This window comes from Pseudomonas sp. GM41(2012), assembly GCF_000282315.2.
GTDB lineage: Bacteria > Pseudomonadota > Gammaproteobacteria > Pseudomonadales > Pseudomonadaceae > Aquipseudomonas.
Window position 1 is genome coordinate 397452 of the sequence record NZ_AKJN02000006.1, and the last position, 14493, is coordinate 411944.

Genomic DNA, 14493 nt, shown 5'->3' on the forward strand with positions numbered 1-14493 from the left:
GATCAGAGTAATGTCAGGCCGCAATCGGCCAAAAGCGGTCATTCTTGCAGGTCAGTCGTCGGCCAGCGAAAAGCCACGTCCTGCCCATCCATTTGATGGATAAGCAGCATCGTCTCGCTGTGATAGTCCTTAGAATGCCGGTCTTGAATCGATGTTGACCGTTTTTTTTTTGCATTAAGCAACAAATCGCTTGACATGATGCATTTGGCTTCTTTAATTAGACTGAAGCTCGCCTTAGACAAGTCCAGTTTGTCAATGACATCGAATGTATACACACGTACTGGATTTTTAATTCAGCTACTGAAGTGAAGACGGTGCGATGCGGACTTACTTGCTTATTCTTATTTTTTGCATTCATGTTTCTGAAGCGCGAGCTGGCTTATGGATATGGGAGAGTAATGAGGACGATACAGATCTGCGCGTAACTGTGGAGGGGGTTGGCGAAAGCTATGAGGATGCACTTGCTGATGCAAAAGGAAATGATTTATGGAATAGCACATTACACCTCATTGCCGAATGTCCAAAAGATGGTTGGATGGCGAGGGGCGCAGTAGCGTTCCCTAAAAATCATGAGCGAGCGTCATCGACCGGTGGTTTCTGTGAAAAATCTTCAAAAGATTCTGCGATAAGATCTGCGCTAGAGTCCTGTAAAAGAAAGTCGTCATGCGCACGGGAACTTACCACATTGCAATATGATATAACCGTCTGGTGGGCAAAGGTAGAGGGAAGTGACAGGCTCAATGATGAGACCTGCGTGTGGCAAAATATTGGCAATCCGGACTATAAAATTTGCTTTACCGGCGGTTATTACCCAGGAGATGATGAAATAATGAGCTATCCAAGATTCGACATAAAATCCTTCTTGGAGAAATATAGTAATTAGCTATCAAGGGCGAATTGCACTGAATGGTTTTTGAGCTCCTGCTTTTGTGTCATCTATAACCGGCTTTTAACTGGTTGTGCCGGGTAAATCTTAAGCCGTGAAAAAAAGGCGTACGGTATAATTTTTCAATTAATGAATCTTTTGCTACCCACGCCTACGTAATGCTCCGCTCGTTACTATACTGGCGCTACCATTTTACATTCTCACAAGGCGAACATCGTATGAAAATTAAATATTTGGCGCTTCCGTGGCTTGTCAGTTTTTTTCCTGGGAACGCTTCTGCGGATATTTGGGTATGGTATTTAAATCGTGATCCTGCAGGGCCATATTTGCAAATGGCAGAAAACGAAGATGAAGCTTTAGGGTTGGCAAGAGAACATAATGAAACTTTTGATCAAGACCAGCCTGAGCTGTGGATGCGTTGTGGTGATGGCTTTTTTGCGCTAATGACATTTTTCCCTCCGGGTGACCCTATACGCGTAGAAAAGCGTTTCGGGGGGGCATGTGAGCAACCGAGTCGCGAAAAAGCATATTCCGCCGCTATAAAATCTTGTATGAACAGACCGGAATGCAAAGCTGCTTTGGCAGACAAACGCTGGGCATTTGATTTGTCCTCTTTCGAACACACGCGTGATAGTGAAAGTCTAGGGAGAGACTGTACTTATTATGTGACCAGTAGAAATAGCTGTACGGAAGAAATCAATGGTAAGGTGCAATATTCCCCGTTTGATTTGGATGATTTTTTGCAGGTTTATGGTGGCAATAAATAACCTAGAAGGTTTTTCCATCTTCGCTTGCTTCTCCTTCGTTAGTGGATTTTTTCAACTGATTCAAGCTGTTTAGTGTCTCTGAGTTTTTTTCAAAAATTCGTTGCATAGAAGCACTTTGGATTTTATTGATAATGGCGTTCTGCGATGCATGACTGAGACCGGATTCTGCCCAGCCAGATATGGTGCTCAAGCAGCTTTGCTGGTCTTCTAGGGTTATTAGTTTTATACATCTTTTAAGTACCCTGTCGACTTTTAGCTCATCAGTAGCTGTGATGTCGACACCATTTTCATTTAAGGCAGCGACTCCAGATGATTTTGAAATATCTTCGAGCTCATCCAGAATTGAAGAGGAGACATGTGAGAAAATTAGTTGAGAGCTGAGAGGCTGATTGAGTTTATACTCAACAACTTTTTGCCTGCAGGTTGAGTTTGCTTTAGAGATTCTTTCCAGCATTTCGCTTCGGGTGTCATGAAGCTGCTGGCACGCTGACTTTGAGCATATATTCTCCGTTCCAGTCGTGCCGGTGTCATTTTCATTTTCGTTGTCGCTCAAGCACTTTTCGTGCGCATTCTGAATTATCTCAATTGTCGATGTCGCCGTTTCCATGAAGTTTACACATTCTGCCTCTGATGTTGGATATGCAGGTTCTGTGGGGGCGGTATCTATCACCTTCCCATCTATTAACAATAGAATTGGTGCGCCTTGTGCCACGCTGTGGCCTATGGCTAGGAAGATTGCTAAATATATGGAGTTTATTTGGTTGATTTTCATTGGTGGCACTCCGTGTTCGTGTGAGGTTAAGTGTAGTCAAGTGCCAATAAGACGAATGAAAATGCAGGGGGGGGTGATTGGCGACCCATCGCCGGCAAGCCCGGCAGCCACAGGTACAGCGCAGAAAAGGAAGCTGGTGATACTCCTTTGGGAGCTGGCTTGCCGGTGATGAGGCCTGCACTGACAACAGAACCGTGGATCAGTGTCTGCTTTGGGTCGATTCTGTTGAAAAAGTCGGGCTTGGTTTCCGCAGCTGAAAAGTACGCGTCCGAGATTGAAATCTTTGCTTTTGGCAGAGGTTTCCAGTCGCAGATTTCACGCAGCAGCGTGCAAAAAAGGCGTTTTCACTGGTCAATGACCATGCAGTTTTGGATGACCGACTTTTTCAACAGAATCGGTCGTTAGAGGCCCTTCATGACAGGCAGAAATCGGCCAAAAGCGGACTGTGATCCCACCCCTTCGGACGAATGCTTCGGATAGACTAGAGGCACCCCGCCTGCCTCGAAAGTCACCACTAATTGGCGGATTTAGAGAATTGGCCATGCTTACTGATGTCTTCTTTCACAGGTACGCGAATCGCCCAATGTTCGAAAACGTCGGGCAAAAGGAATCTGCGCTCTTTGTTCAGGCGTACAAAATCGTCGACAAGCAGATTTGGAAGTACTACGGGTACGACCAAAAGGTCGACGAGAGCGTCAAGACGATCTGGACTGATATTCACGATCGCCTGGCAATGGAGATCGGGGTCAAGGAACTGTGGCCGAAGTACTACTCCTATCAGTCCGAGCTTATGGGCAAGCCTCACACGAAATCGGGTTGGAACAACATGAACTTCGTGGTCGAGCAGTGGCTCAATCTCAAATTTACTGACGGTCTGGACCCCGACATGTTCGTTAAGCGTCGCCTAAGCTTCGTCGAATTGGCCTTTCGCACACGAGAGGAGCAAGTAGCTCAAGCGAATTCCGAGTTTCCGCGACGGTTGGCCGAGGCCGAAGTCAAAGATAGGATGCCCCGGATCCCCATGACACTTCCTGGCGCGCGGTCCGACAGCGTCCGAGCCTTCAATGAGGGCTTGAACCGGACATTCGCAGCAAATGTGGATGAACTGAACGAGCGCCTAAAGCAAGCTGGTATGCCACTGCACTATCACAATGGGTACTTGCAGATTACTCAGGACGAGCAGCTTCAAGAACAAGTCGAGCAGCCATTCTGGCTATTGGTGAAGGACGCGCAATGGAAGAACGTCAGCATTGACATGGCCGAGGCGATCGATCGCAGAGACACCGGCGGCCGAGATCCATCGTTTTATGCCGCGAAGGCACTGGAAAGCACCATCAAGATCATTTGCGAACTCAAAAAGTGGGCTACCGGTAATGAGAGAGGTGTGGCCGACTTCCTGAATCATCTTGAGAGCAAGGTGAATGGCGCATTCATCGAAAGCTGGGAACGGCAATCAATGCAGCGGTTTTACAGCGACGTGCGGAACGACTTGGGACATGGACCCGGTTCCAAAGACATGCCCAATTTCACACCGCAGCAGATAGATCAAACCATCGAGTTCTGCATGTCTTGGGTCAAGAGCTTGATCAAGCGGCTGTAGTTACGTAGGGACGTCGCAGACATGAGTTGCTGATGTACTCGATACGGTACTGCCATAGGCGGCAGTACCTAGTGTCTGCGTAGCGGTCATTTGGGAGTGATCAGCCGAACGGCTGCACCGGATCGTTTTCTGCCTTTGGCCAACGGCCGCTTTGGGTCGATTTGTCCTTTCAGGGATAACCTACTGGTAGCGACCCATCGCGCCCCATAGTTATTTTGTTGGTCGCACAATTTCACCAACACGGCGATAAACCTTTTTCGTCATCTCCTGCGTTGAGTGGCCAAGCAGGCGGCTAGCATGACTAATGTCGTCAATTTCGCTGGCAGCTTTTGGTCGGATGTCGCGGAATTGGAACTGGCGGATCGCGGCGGCAAGCGTTGCATCACCTTCGGCTGCGGCCTTCGCGGCTGCTTTTTCTCGGGTTTCATCCCACCGATTTCTCAGCATTGCGTAACTCATTCGCAGGCCAGCCTGGTTGGTGATCAGGCTTGAACTTCTGATGCCGGCTATGGTTTTGCGCTCGAGCAGGGCATCGAGGAAGGTGCTGAGCCCTGATGCGTCTGTGCCGTCGTGTAGGCGGATGCGCAGGCGTTTCTCAGTCTTGCCCTGGCCTACCATCAGGAACCCGTTGTTCAAGTCGGCAGTTGATGCTTTGAGCACATCGGCGGGGCGCTGGCCGGTCAGGTAGGCTAGGTCCATTGCGTCTTTCAGCTCGGGCGGTGCCTCTGTGTAAACCGCATCCCAAACGATTTTGCCTGCGTAGAAGTCGCGGGGTGTTTCTTTGTTCCTGCGTAAGCGGGCGCAAGGGTTTGCCTTTTCAGTGAGCCCCCATTCGCGGGCAAAGGTGAATATGGTCGAGAGGAGGGCGATCTCGCGGTTGGCGCGCACCTTTGCTGTTCTAGCGTCGCGATACTGGGCGATCACTTGCGGGGTGACCGCGTCTACAGGGGCTGATTCGAACGCATTGCGTAGTTGTTTGAGGCCTTTCAAGTAGTCCTTTTGAGTGCCGGGCTTCAGCCCAGGGATGACCTTTCTTTCGTAGTCGTCGAAAAACCTGCCCATCAGGTGAGCAGGCTTGGGTGTGGCTTTGCGATCCAGACGTGCCCATTCGACTTTGGCTTCATCGAGGTCGCCACCGAGCGGAATTTCGACTCGGTTCCCTTCGGCGTCCCGCCCGTTGTAGTAGTAGCCCACCCATGTACTGCCATTCTTTCTTTTGCGGCTGCGGCGGATCATCCGTGGCGGCAAATCCCGATTTGCGGCTTTCTTCTGGCGCATCGTTAACCTACACGTGAAAGATCAAGGGACCATGTTTCAGCTACAGCATTGGTTGCTGATGGTTTCACCCCGGCTAGCTTCAGGCGGGCGTACACGCGACCTACAACGGGGCGTTGTGCGGCTGTGAGCACATGTTCCCAAGCATTGCGTTGCAGCCACTGACGTTGGCAGGACGGAATCTTGTAGCCTGTAATAGCGGCCAACTCGTCTTCTGTAAGCGTCTCACTCGGCAGCTGAAATGAGTTCTCTATGTTCATGCTGCCTCCTGAGCGATGGTGACAGCTTGAGCCTGCGTATACCCCACAACAGGCTGCGCGGGCGGGCGTTCCTGAGCGTTTAGCGTTGCATTAGCGAGCGCTGCCCCGCGCAGCTTTTCGTGGGGTATAAGTGCCTCGGCAGTGGCGCTGAGGGGGGCAATAATGCCTGCTGCTGCGCAGCAGAGGCTGTTTGTTTCTAGCGTGTTGACACCATTGGCAGTGCGGAGCAAAGCGGTCGATGCTTGGGTGGTGTGCTGGTCCTTCTTCATGCCGCTTTCCTCCGGTGTTCGATAGCGAGTTGGTCCATCAGGCGCTGGTGAAACGTGAGCCGTGCTTCGGTGGCGGTCCATGGGCGGATCGTTTCGGCCGTGGGTTCGATGCCGATCAGGCAATCCCAGATGGTCGGATCGGCGGGCATTAGGTCGCGGCGTTCGGTAGCCAGTGCAACAAGGTCGGCAAGGCGGACGGATGCCGGTAGTTCGGGGGCGAGGTTAAAACGGGTGCAGATGCGGTCCCAAATCCATTGCTCGACGTCTTGATAGGCATGCATCCATTGCTTCAGCGGTTGCACCATGTCGCCGATGTAGGCTTCGGGTGCGTCGTGAAGGAGTGCCGCCAACTTGTCTTCTTCTGGCACCAGGTCGGCGACCATGCACGAGTGTTGCGCCACGCTGTAGAACTCACGGGTGTGGCCGTTGAAGCGGCATAAATGCGCCAGCGCGTGGGTGATGTCGCGTGGGTCGATGAGGTCGGCGTCTGGTTCATGCAGATCAAAGCGCTTGCCGGTCACGGTCAGAATTTGGCTCATGCAGCCTCCTTGGCCAGGTCCGCCAGTAGCAGCGCGTTCTTGGTGTCCTTGTGAAGTTTGCGCAGGGCTTCGTTGCCGACCAGTGGGGCCAGTTGCCGGTCGAACTCTTTGCGAAAGCGCGTCAGGTCCATCAATTCGGTGGTGGCTTTGGTGTATTGATGTTGCAGAGCGCCGGCCGCTTCGGGTGTCAGGCGCAGCATCGGGGTAGGGCGATTCATGCTGCATCCTCCTGTGCTGTTTGCTCCAGGAGGATGGCCATGGCGAGCGCTTGATCGCGGAGGGCGAGTGAATCGCGTTCGAGTTTTTTCCCGGTTCGGAATGCGCTGAACGTCTCAGCCGCGATTCGCAGTTTTTCTGCAATTTCCAGAAGGGTTTGGCGCGCTGGTTCCCCCAGCTTCGAGGCGGCCAACGCGCGCTCGTAGTGGGAGTAAAGTTGCTTGTGATTATTACGTGCCTGGTCAAGCGAGAGCCGCAGGTTGTGGATCGCCTCCGAGTTGTCAGACTGCTGAATGTCTTTGCCTTCGTCGATCCCGTCGAGGCGGCCGTCGATAAGGCCGCCGCGATAGCCTGCCCAATAGGTAAGGCCGACGAGTAAGATCAGAACGATCAGTGTGTAGATTTGTATTGCGGTCATGTGGTGTGCTCCTGGTGGTTTCGCTTGGCTGGTGGTGGCAGCCGTTAGGTGGTTGTTATTCGTCGTCTGGATCGGGTGGGTCAATCAGTCCGCACATCAGCTTGGCCTGGTATTGCATGTAGCCTTCATCGCGCAATGCGTCGTAACGCCGGTAATCGACCGCAAAAAAACAGCACTCGCCGCAAAGGCGGTCGGGTGTTTCCTCGGCCGACAGAGCCGCTCGGCAATGCCTGCATTCGTTGAGAAGTGACATGTCACGCCTCCGGCTTGTCGTTTGACGGTCGCGGCATGTCTTCGTCTGCCTTGTAGGCGCGGATGTCGATCAACGCGGCAACGTGCCTGATATGCGCATACCTCAATGCCTTCACGCTTTCGTCAATGGTGGTCACCGGGAGTTGAATCCGCCCGCTGTTGATCGCTTCCGTGAACGTCTTTTCATTGAGGTTCTTGAAGTAGTGCACGCGCAGCTTTTCGAGGGGGATGAGCACGTCGCCGAAGAGGCGGTGCAGCATCTCGACGGTGGAGCTATCCGGCGCGGGAAGTAGTCGTAGCGGTGTTTGGTTTGCGTTATTCATGCGGCTGCTCAGCCTCCTTGCGTTTAAGTCGTGACGGGTGATTCCAGGCGTTCAGGCAGTGACGTTTGGTCAACTCCCGCAGATGGTCAGGCACTTCAAGGAGCGCGGCATTGCGTTCCTCGCGTGTTTGCATGGCGACGATCTGGCGGGCGTACTCTCTAGGCCACGTCACGGTTGTTTACCGGGATTTCTGGTAGGTTCAGCCCCAGTTGCTCGGCGAGCCAACGAATGCCGGTTTGCTTCACCCGGGTTGACTGGCTGTATTGCATGCCGAGCTTCTCGTGATACCAGTTACCGTTTTTGACTCCCAGATACTCACGATCCCGATTCGGATAAGCTGGAAGGTTCTGCAAGTTGAGCAGCGCCTTTTCTCTCATGAGGCTGATCAGCTTGGGACGGGTGATTCCCAGGTGTTTGGCGGTTTGGGCGAGAGTGCGATCCATAGTTCCTCCTTAGGCTGCATGCGCGGCGGGAGTCGCCACAGCAGCTAGGTGGTTGATGGATTCGGCAACCTTTTCGTAGATCTCTGCATCGGTACCGCACACGGTGAAGCACTTAGTGCGCGGGCGTTTCACGCCGATGCTCATGATGGTGGTGACGCCGGTGCGTGTTTGGGTTCGATGGATCGCGACATGAATCGGCAGTTCAAAACCCATGTCGAGGCTCACCACGCCACCGGTACGCACCAACTCGAACACGCGCTGTTTGTGCTCAGTATCGAACCGAGCATATTGGCGGCTTGCGTGCGGAGTGTTCTGCAGATCGGCTGTGCTGGTGGCGTCGAGCGGACCGTTGATGATCTCTTCAATGAAGTCTGCCAGCTTCAGGTGCATCTTTTTTTCATTGCGTAAGGTCAGCGTGTGGCGCTCGCTGCCTGGCTCGATGACGAAGAGAGTGTCCGATGCGTTGCGTTCAACCTTTAGGCGAAACGACACGGCTTCGCGCTTGGGGGCCGACCTGAGTACGTGGTTGAAGGTGCCACTTAGATTGACCTGGGCATTGAGCAATTGCAGGGTGCGATTGTCGAGCTTGAACTTGTTCATGCTGCCCGGCCTCCGTCGTTCGGGTTGAACGGAGCAGGCGTGGTACGAGCCTGGGTCTTTGATTTACTAGGGATAAACATGCAGCCGCAATTACGCGCGATGCGGCGAACTTCGAGGATGCGGAAGGGTTCATCAGCAGTTGGATGGACATGCAGAGTTGCTGTGGTGTGCACGGTATTGCCTCGCTCTGTGGTGGAAGAGTGAGGCGAATATCAACCATAGGTTAAATCATGTCAACAACTGCTAGGTGAATTTTGGTGTCTTTCTGTACAGCCTAGGGAAAAGGAAAAGGCTCATTCAGGGGTGAAAGTGCCGATGACTTTCCCGCAAATCTGCATTTCTTCAGTGAGTTCCATGATCGGATACTGTGGGTTTATAGGCTTCAGGTAGTGCTTCCCGGCGTCATGAACTAAGACTTTGAAGGTCGCCTCGTTGGTACTTGGTAATGTTGCTATGACCCGATCACCGTTGTTTACAGCAAGCTCCGGGTCTACAAAGATTACGGAGCCTGCCGGATAACTTCTGCCTGGGCCGTTGTTGGTCATGGAGTCACCAACAACGCGTAATGCATACCCGGATTTGCTGATATTGACCGGGCAGGGGAGCCAAAGCTCCGCATCGAAGGACTGGACACTAGCACCCATTTCGCACCATGAACCGGCTTGAACCCACGAGATCAGCGGAACCTTACCCATTTTGGTATCGGTGGTCTGCACATTGTCTATATTGCTGGCCACGCTTCTAGGTGGCGCTTCATCAGGGAAAACAGGCATTACGCCATGTTCAAGCCACTCTCTGCGTACACCTAACCAATCAGATATCGCAGTGAGGCTATCGACTTCCGGCATAGCTGCGCCATTGAGCCATTTGCTGACCGCTTGGGGCGTCTTGATGACGCCTTTTGATTTCAGTTGCTTGAGGACGTCAGCACCTCGCCCATGCTTGCGGACCTTATTAGCGTCTAGGGCGGCGTGGAGCCTTTCGGCGAACATGTGTCGTAAATTTTCTTTATCAATCATGGGTTGATGATCACATAGAAGTTGCTAATCCGTCAGTTGACCTTTACTATCAACCAACAGTTGAATAGAGGGCCAAAAAATTGAACCCGTCAGACTTTCCAAATGCCATCGCGTTTGCTTTTGAAGCCGTAGGGGGCATCGGTGCTGCCGCAAAGGTATGCAACCGGAGCTATCAGGCACTGAATAAATGGCGTCTGGCAGCCAGCCTGCCGCGAACCGATTACACCGGTGAAACTCAGTACGCCACGCTTTTGGCAATTGCTGCGGAGCAAAAGGGCAATGCTTTTGATGCGGCTTGGTTGCTTCATGCGTCGACCCCACAAAAAGCTGCAGCTTAGATAGAAAAAAGGCGACCCAAGGGCCGCCCAGTTCCTCCCGATACACACCACCACAGTGCTGTCGGGTCGCGATAAAGAAAGGCGGGCACACCACATGCAAACCGTCGATCTTTAGCGCGCAACACCAAGGCATGGATGCCTTGGTGTTGCTGCCTTTTCCACCACAGATTGGGCAGCTGTTGCGCCGGAGGTGAACGACGGATCGTTCGCCTCGGCACGGTGCCGGTGTCGATCCTGAGATCTCGCCGGCGTTTGGGCCTCTTCAAGCCACACGACAAATGTATCACCACTACATGTCGTGAGGCACTGGCAACTTTCAAGGATTAATGCCATGAGCCGAATCGCTCTGAGTTGTGTAGAACGGGCGCAGCGGGAAATCCTGCCGCTCGATCTAGCGCTTTACCATGCTGCTCGGGACTATCCCGGCGGCGCCGCTGCAATTGCCGCCACCACCGGCAGAAACGCCACCACGCTGCAGCATAAGTTGTCTCCCACCCATCCGAGCCACACGGTGAACATTCAGGAGTTCGGCGAGATCCTGGAGCTGACCAAGGACCGCCGCATTTTGGATGCGGTACACGCCATGGTAGGAGACACCACCTGGCAGGAGCTGGCTGAGGCATACACCAACGATATGCCCGAGACTTTGACAACCGGCATTGCCGCCTATTTCCGGCAAGTCGCGGACCTGGCTGATACCTGGGCCAAGAGCATTGGCGATGGCAAGGTCGATGACGGCGAACTGGCCGAGATCCGCTTTCAAGTGTTTCGCGGTATTCAAGGGCTGCTGGGAATGTTCAACCGCGCTACCTACGTCAATCAGACGACGCGGGGTATTGATCGTGGCTGACATTGCTGATTTTGCTAATGACCTGGTGCAGGAGCGTCTAGATCAGGCGCTGGCTGCACGGAACGCCGCCAAGCCTGCCTTGGCGGCGCATTCATTTTTGTTCTGTGAAGGCTGCGACGGACCTATTCCAGAGCCGCGTCGGTTGGCTCTGCCAGGTTGCACCCAGTGCGTCATCTGCCAGTCCATCGACGAAGCTCGGGAGGCCCGGCATGCTCGATGAGGTATTGAATCAATTCGCAGACTACGGCCTTGAGCCTGAACAGCCGCTGATCTATGGCAAGCTCACCAGGTGCAAGACCGCCCAGGACAAGGGCAAGGAGAAAAACGGCTGGTACGTCGTCCACGAGCATCACACTGAGAAGAACGAAACGCTGATCTTCGGTAGCTTCGGTGACTGGCGCTCGGGCGAGTCGCAAAAGATCAAGGTGAAGGCCGGGCGCATGAGTCCGGAAGAGCGCGAAGTCATGCGTGCTCGGCAGGAAGACGCCAAACGTAAGGCCGCAGAGGTATCTGCCAACGCGGCACGGCGAGCAGCCAACCGTGCAGCCGGCTTGTTCAAGCGCATGCCGGAAAAGGGCAAGAGCGCCTACCTGGATCGAAAGCATATCGTTGGGTTCAAGGTTCGTTATGCGCCACGTACCGGCGCATTTTTGGTGCCTATGTGCAACGTGCGGGATCAGATCGTCGGCCTGCAGGTGGTCTTCCCGGCAAAACAAGAAGACACCGGTCGCGACAAAGCCTACTGGCCCTACGGCATGTCGAAAGAGGGCGCTTTCCATTTGATCGGTCCGCACCCTGAACCGGGGGAGCCAGTACTCGTGTGTGAGGGGTACGCCACAGGCGCCAGTCTGCACATGGCGACCTCGCTGACGGTCGCCATTGCTTTCGATGCGGGCAACTTGCTACCTGTCTCTAAGGCCATGCGGGAGCGTTTTCCCGGTTGCCCGCTGATCCTCTGCCGGGATGATGACTGGAAGACGAAGCGTCCGAATGGCGAGCCATGGAACCCTGGTGAGGAAAAGGCCAACAACGCCGCGTTGATCGTCGGCGGCCAAGTGGTCGCGCCAGTCTTCTCTGGTGAGCGCGAAATCAAGTGGACTGACTTCAACGACCTGCATATTGCGGAAGGATTGGAGGCTGTACGCCGCCAGGTGTTGGCGGTGGTGAAGCCTCCTGCAGCTGGTGGTTGGAAGGATCAACTGGCTCGTACCGAAAACGGCTCTCTGATTGCGCACATGCAAAACGTCGAGCTGATCTTGGGCAATGACGAACGCTGGGCAGGTGTCATTGGTTACAGCGTGTTCAGCTCCAAGATCGTCAAGCTCCGCTCGGCGCCCTTTGGCGGCGGTGCCGGTGATTGGGCCGATATCGATGACATGCGGGTGATGAAGTGGCTCGCGCAGCAATACAACCTACGGGTCAAAGCGTCCCATGTGATCGAGGCAGTCAGTGTGGTTGCCCACGACCATTCTTTTCACCCGGTACGTGAGTATCTGGAGAAGCTTGAGTGGGACCGCGTCCCTCGGCTGGAAACCTGGCTGACGGACGTGCTTGGGGTCCATGCCAACGAATACTCAGCCAAAGTCGGTAAGCGCTGGCCGATCTCGGCGGTGGCTCGGGTGATGCGCCCTGGCTGCAAGGCCGACTCGGTGATGATCCTTGAAGGCGGGCAGGGTGAAGGTAAGTCCACAGCCATGGGCATTCTAGGTGGCGAGTGGTTCATGGATACCCCTTTTGCACTCGGCGACAAGGACAGCTTCCAGGCGATTCGCGGCAAGTGGATCGTCGAACTGGGGGAGCTGGACAGCTTCAACAAGGCTGAAAGCACCAAGGCCAAGCAGTTCTTCTCTGCATCTACTGATACCTACCGCGAAAGCTACGGCCGCAGAACGAACGATGTGCCACGACAGTGTGTGTTCGTGGGTACTACCAACCAAGAGGAATACCTCAAGGACGCCACCGGCAACCGACGTTACTGGCCGGTGTTCTGCAACAAGGTCGATCTGGAAACGCTACGTGAGATCCGCGACCAGTTGTGGGCTGAAGCGGTGTTCTGCTTCGAGGCTGGCGATATCTGGTGGGTGACGAAGGACGAGTCTTGGATGTTCGCTGAAGCCCAAGACGAGCGCTTTGTTGTCGACGAGTGGGAAGGGCCGATCCTGAGCTGGCTGGAGGAGTCGCAGATAGGCGAAACCGCCACCGGCAACGAGATCCTGACTCAGGCTCTCAAGTTGGACTATGGCCATTGGGGCAAGCCGGAGCAGATGCGGGTCGGTGCGATCATGCATCGCCTGGGTTGGCGAAAGAAGCGCATGCCGGCGTTGGCAAAGAGCGGCGTCCGGCAATGGGCCTATCAGAAGCCAGAGACCTGGGGGCGTGTGTCTGCGTTGCAGGCGCCCCTGGTAGAGGAGCCTTGCTTTGATTAAGCGAATTGATGAGATGCTGAAGCTCTGGGCGCAGGATCTGCATTCGCCGATGAACCCCGACTTTGCCGGATCTGGTGGCGGCAACATGATTGCGATGTTGATGGAGTGCAAGGGCGAGCTGATACGCGGAACTCGAGGCAGTCGGGTGCTGCTGGATGAATCGGCGGATATCGAGCTGATTGTTCACAAGCACTTGCCGCCCCGGCTAGCCTTGGTTGTGTTGGAGCACTATTGCAACCAGGAAAGCTTCCTTTCGCAGAAGCTACTGCACTGTGCATGCAGCTCTCGAACCTACTACATGCGGTTGCACGAAGCCCATGAGTTTATTCAGGGCATGCTGATGGGTAAGGCTGCATGAACCCTGGCATCACTCCGCGTGCCGCTGTCCTACTGTCCGGCCTTGTCCGACTGCCATTTAGTGCAGTCGGACAGGTGCAGGCCGCGTCGTTGCTGGGCTGTCCTACTGTCCAACCTCTGCCCGCCCCATGCACACGTAAGCATAGCGGACACGTAGTCTCGCCCATGGCGCGCACGCGTGCTTTTAGTTTTCTCTCTATACACAAGAAAAGAGTAAATAAAGTAGGACAGTAGGGCAGAGCCCCGAATTTAGGCGCCTGTAGCTGTCCTACTTCGACTCTGCATAGTGGGACAGGTAGGACAGGGAACCCAGAAGCGATAGCCGATTGAGTGCGTTGTACCCCTGTTGTACCTGCGTCACACCCACGTTGCACCCGTATTGCTCCATGGCATTAAAACTAGCTTGCTGCCAGTAAAATCCACCTGTAAAAAGTACCCATCTTCGATAGGTGCGACCGCAGAGAGCGGCAGGCACCACACACCAAACCCGGCCATTGCGCCGGGTTTTTGCGTTTATGGAGTAGGGCGATGACGAACGAGCAACAAGCGCTGGCAGAGATGCCGATTTGGTTAGTGATCGCCCTGGCTCTGGTTGGTGGCGTGTCGGGGGAGATGTGGCGAGCCGATAAGGACGGGGCGCGGGGCTGGGCATTGTTGCGGCGCTTGGCGTTGCGGTCCGGTGCCTGCGTTGGTTGCGGGCTGTCCACCATGATGTTGTTGCACGCCGCTGGGGTTTCGATCTGGACCGCATCAGCGATGGGCTGCCTGACCGCGATGGCGGGGGCCGATGTTGCCATCGGGTTGTACGAGCGCTGGGCTGCCAAGCGACTGGGCGTCTGCGAAGTGCCACCCGCAGGTGGCGAGCAGGGGTGACGCACCGTTT

General features: G+C 54.4%; 22 protein-coding genes. 9 read left to right on the top strand and 13 right to left on the bottom strand.

Translation table 11 applies throughout. The features are described from left to right. The first annotated feature begins 319 nt into the window (after window positions 1-319). Both PMI27_RS31095 and PMI27_RS31100 read left to right on the top strand, forming a co-directional pair. Window positions 320-883: a hypothetical protein gene (locus PMI27_RS31095; protein ID WP_008153607.1), complete on the top strand. Its 564-nt coding sequence runs from the start codon at window positions 320-322 to the stop codon at window positions 881-883. 221 nt (window positions 884-1104) lie between these two features. Next, window positions 1105-1653, top strand: coding sequence for a hypothetical protein (locus PMI27_RS31100; RefSeq protein WP_150113506.1), 549 nt, complete (start codon window positions 1105-1107; stop codon window positions 1651-1653). A 1-nt stretch (window position 1654) separates the two neighbouring features. Here the strand turns inward: PMI27_RS31100 and PMI27_RS23820 are convergent, their stop codons facing one another. Beyond that, window positions 1655-2425, bottom strand: coding sequence for a hypothetical protein (locus PMI27_RS23820; protein WP_008153609.1), 771 nt, complete (start codon window positions 2423-2425; stop codon window positions 1655-1657). A gap of 541 nt (window positions 2426-2966) precedes the next feature. Here PMI27_RS23820 and PMI27_RS31735 point away from each other — a divergent pair. Continuing rightward, window positions 2967-4025: an AbiJ-NTD4 domain-containing protein gene (locus PMI27_RS31735; protein WP_008153610.1), complete on the top strand. Its 1059-nt coding sequence runs from the start codon at window positions 2967-2969 to the stop codon at window positions 4023-4025. 210 nt (window positions 4026-4235) lie between these two features. On the opposite strand, the gene PMI27_RS23810 is transcribed toward PMI27_RS31735, so the two are convergent. From PMI27_RS23810 to PMI27_RS23765, 12 genes are all read right to left on the bottom strand, one after another. Continuing rightward, window positions 4236-5303, bottom strand: coding sequence for a tyrosine-type recombinase/integrase (locus PMI27_RS23810; RefSeq protein WP_008153611.1), 1068 nt, complete (start codon window positions 5301-5303; stop codon window positions 4236-4238). A 2-nt stretch (window positions 5304-5305) separates the two neighbouring features. Then, the gene (locus PMI27_RS23805; protein ID WP_008153613.1) at window positions 5306-5560 is read right to left on the bottom strand and encodes a DUF4224 domain-containing protein; all 255 of its coding nucleotides are present in this window, start codon (window positions 5558-5560) and stop codon (window positions 5306-5308) included. Then, complete coding sequence (locus PMI27_RS0229140) at window positions 5557-5829, bottom strand: hypothetical protein (protein WP_008153615.1); 273 nt, start codon at window positions 5827-5829, stop codon at window positions 5557-5559. Before PMI27_RS0229140 ends, PMI27_RS23805 begins: the two co-directional genes overlap by 4 nt. Continuing rightward, a complete protein-coding gene (locus PMI27_RS23800) occupies window positions 5826-6368 on the bottom strand; it encodes a hypothetical protein (protein ID WP_008153616.1) in 543 nt (180 codons plus the stop codon). The genes PMI27_RS0229140 and PMI27_RS23800 overlap by 4 nt, the downstream gene beginning before the upstream one ends. Beyond that, entirely contained in the window at window positions 6365-6586 is a 222-nt protein-coding gene (locus PMI27_RS23795) for a hypothetical protein (protein WP_008153617.1), read from the bottom strand. The genes PMI27_RS23800 and PMI27_RS23795 overlap by 4 nt, the downstream gene beginning before the upstream one ends. Next, window positions 6583-7002, bottom strand: a complete 420-nt coding sequence (locus tag PMI27_RS23790) for a hypothetical protein (protein ID WP_008153618.1) — start codon at window positions 7000-7002, stop codon at window positions 6583-6585. The genes PMI27_RS23795 and PMI27_RS23790 overlap by 4 nt, the downstream gene beginning before the upstream one ends. Window positions 7003-7057: 55 nt before the next feature. Continuing rightward, window positions 7058-7255, bottom strand: coding sequence for a hypothetical protein (locus PMI27_RS23785; RefSeq protein WP_008153619.1), 198 nt, complete (start codon window positions 7253-7255; stop codon window positions 7058-7060). Window position 7256: 1 nt separating this feature from the next. After that, window positions 7257-7577, bottom strand: a complete 321-nt coding sequence (locus tag PMI27_RS23780) for a pyocin activator PrtN family protein (protein WP_008153620.1) — start codon at window positions 7575-7577, stop codon at window positions 7257-7259. Further along, window positions 7570-7710, bottom strand: coding sequence for a hypothetical protein (locus PMI27_RS31840; protein ID WP_177327850.1), 141 nt, complete (start codon window positions 7708-7710; stop codon window positions 7570-7572). Before PMI27_RS31840 ends, PMI27_RS23780 begins: the two co-directional genes overlap by 8 nt. A 25-nt stretch (window positions 7711-7735) precedes the next feature. After that, a complete protein-coding gene (locus tag PMI27_RS23775) occupies window positions 7736-8020 on the bottom strand; it encodes a phage antirepressor KilAC domain-containing protein (RefSeq protein WP_008153621.1) in 285 nt (94 codons plus the stop codon). 9 nt (window positions 8021-8029) lie between these two features. Further along, the gene (locus PMI27_RS23770) at window positions 8030-8620 is read right to left on the bottom strand and encodes a hypothetical protein (protein WP_008153623.1); all 591 of its coding nucleotides are present in this window, start codon (window positions 8618-8620) and stop codon (window positions 8030-8032) included. A gap of 293 nt (window positions 8621-8913) precedes the next feature. Next, window positions 8914-9639: a S24 family peptidase gene (locus PMI27_RS23765; RefSeq protein ID WP_008153624.1), complete on the bottom strand. Its 726-nt coding sequence runs from the start codon at window positions 9637-9639 to the stop codon at window positions 8914-8916. A gap of 80 nt (window positions 9640-9719) precedes the next feature. Here PMI27_RS23765 and PMI27_RS30240 point away from each other — a divergent pair, with 80 nt between their 5' ends. From PMI27_RS30240 to PMI27_RS23745, 6 genes are all read left to right on the top strand, one after another. Beyond that, window positions 9720-9977: a hypothetical protein gene (locus PMI27_RS30240; RefSeq protein WP_008153625.1), complete on the top strand. Its 258-nt coding sequence runs from the start codon at window positions 9720-9722 to the stop codon at window positions 9975-9977. A 331-nt stretch (window positions 9978-10308) separates the two neighbouring features. Continuing rightward, window positions 10309-10827, top strand: coding sequence for a phage regulatory CII family protein (locus tag PMI27_RS23760; protein ID WP_008153626.1), 519 nt, complete (start codon window positions 10309-10311; stop codon window positions 10825-10827). Then, window positions 10820-11047: a TraR/DksA family transcriptional regulator gene (locus tag PMI27_RS30245; protein ID WP_030128525.1), complete on the top strand. Its 228-nt coding sequence runs from the start codon at window positions 10820-10822 to the stop codon at window positions 11045-11047. The genes PMI27_RS23760 and PMI27_RS30245 overlap by 8 nt, the downstream gene beginning before the upstream one ends. Beyond that, complete coding sequence (locus PMI27_RS23755) at window positions 11037-13253, top strand: VapE domain-containing protein (protein WP_008153627.1); 2217 nt, start codon at window positions 11037-11039, stop codon at window positions 13251-13253. Before PMI27_RS30245 ends, PMI27_RS23755 begins: the two co-directional genes overlap by 11 nt. Then, window positions 13246-13611: a PA0613 family protein gene (locus PMI27_RS23750; RefSeq protein WP_008153628.1), complete on the top strand. Its 366-nt coding sequence runs from the start codon at window positions 13246-13248 to the stop codon at window positions 13609-13611. Before PMI27_RS23755 ends, PMI27_RS23750 begins: the two co-directional genes overlap by 8 nt. Before the next feature lie 527 nt (window positions 13612-14138). Then, a complete protein-coding gene (locus PMI27_RS23745; RefSeq protein WP_008153629.1) occupies window positions 14139-14483 on the top strand; it encodes a phage holin family protein in 345 nt (114 codons plus the stop codon). Window positions 14484-14493 lie beyond the last annotated feature (10 nt).

Excerpts from the sequence above, each read along its gene's own strand:
- PMI27_RS31095 (WP_008153607.1), top strand. The coding sequence starts at position 320 with ATGCGGACTTACTTGCTTATTCTTATTTTTTGCATTCATGTTTCTGAA.
- PMI27_RS31100 (WP_150113506.1), top strand. The coding sequence starts at position 1,105 with ATGAAAATTAAATATTTGGCGCTTCCGTGGCTTGTCAGTTTTTTTCCT.
- PMI27_RS23820 (WP_008153609.1), bottom strand. The coding sequence starts at position 2,425 with ATGAAAATCAACCAAATAAACTCCATATATTTAGCAATCTTCCTAGCC.
- PMI27_RS31735 (WP_008153610.1), top strand. The coding sequence starts at position 2,967 with ATGCTTACTGATGTCTTCTTTCACAGGTACGCGAATCGCCCAATGTTC.
- PMI27_RS23810 (WP_008153611.1), bottom strand. The coding sequence starts at position 5,303 with ATGCGCCAGAAGAAAGCCGCAAATCGGGATTTGCCGCCACGGATGATC.
- PMI27_RS23805 (WP_008153613.1), bottom strand. The coding sequence starts at position 5,560 with ATGAACATAGAGAACTCATTTCAGCTGCCGAGTGAGACGCTTACAGAA.
- PMI27_RS0229140 (WP_008153615.1), bottom strand. The coding sequence starts at position 5,829 with ATGAAGAAGGACCAGCACACCACCCAAGCATCGACCGCTTTGCTCCGC.
- PMI27_RS23800 (WP_008153616.1), bottom strand. The coding sequence starts at position 6,368 with ATGAGCCAAATTCTGACCGTGACCGGCAAGCGCTTTGATCTGCATGAA.
- PMI27_RS23795 (WP_008153617.1), bottom strand. The coding sequence starts at position 6,586 with ATGAATCGCCCTACCCCGATGCTGCGCCTGACACCCGAAGCGGCCGGC.
- PMI27_RS23790 (WP_008153618.1), bottom strand. The coding sequence starts at position 7,002 with ATGACCGCAATACAAATCTACACACTGATCGTTCTGATCTTACTCGTC.
- PMI27_RS23785 (WP_008153619.1), bottom strand. The coding sequence starts at position 7,255 with ATGTCACTTCTCAACGAATGCAGGCATTGCCGAGCGGCTCTGTCGGCC.
- PMI27_RS23780 (WP_008153620.1), bottom strand. The coding sequence starts at position 7,577 with ATGAATAACGCAAACCAAACACCGCTACGACTACTTCCCGCGCCGGAT.
- PMI27_RS31840 (WP_177327850.1), bottom strand. The coding sequence starts at position 7,710 with ATGCAAACACGCGAGGAACGCAATGCCGCGCTCCTTGAAGTGCCTGAC.
- PMI27_RS23775 (WP_008153621.1), bottom strand. The coding sequence starts at position 8,020 with ATGGATCGCACTCTCGCCCAAACCGCCAAACACCTGGGAATCACCCGT.
- PMI27_RS23770 (WP_008153623.1), bottom strand. The coding sequence starts at position 8,620 with ATGAACAAGTTCAAGCTCGACAATCGCACCCTGCAATTGCTCAATGCC.
- PMI27_RS23765 (WP_008153624.1), bottom strand. The coding sequence starts at position 9,639 with ATGATTGATAAAGAAAATTTACGACACATGTTCGCCGAAAGGCTCCAC.
- PMI27_RS23760 (WP_008153626.1), top strand. The coding sequence starts at position 10,309 with ATGAGCCGAATCGCTCTGAGTTGTGTAGAACGGGCGCAGCGGGAAATC.
- PMI27_RS23755 (WP_008153627.1), top strand. The coding sequence starts at position 11,037 with ATGCTCGATGAGGTATTGAATCAATTCGCAGACTACGGCCTTGAGCCT.
- PMI27_RS23745 (WP_008153629.1), top strand. The coding sequence starts at position 14,139 with ATGACGAACGAGCAACAAGCGCTGGCAGAGATGCCGATTTGGTTAGTG.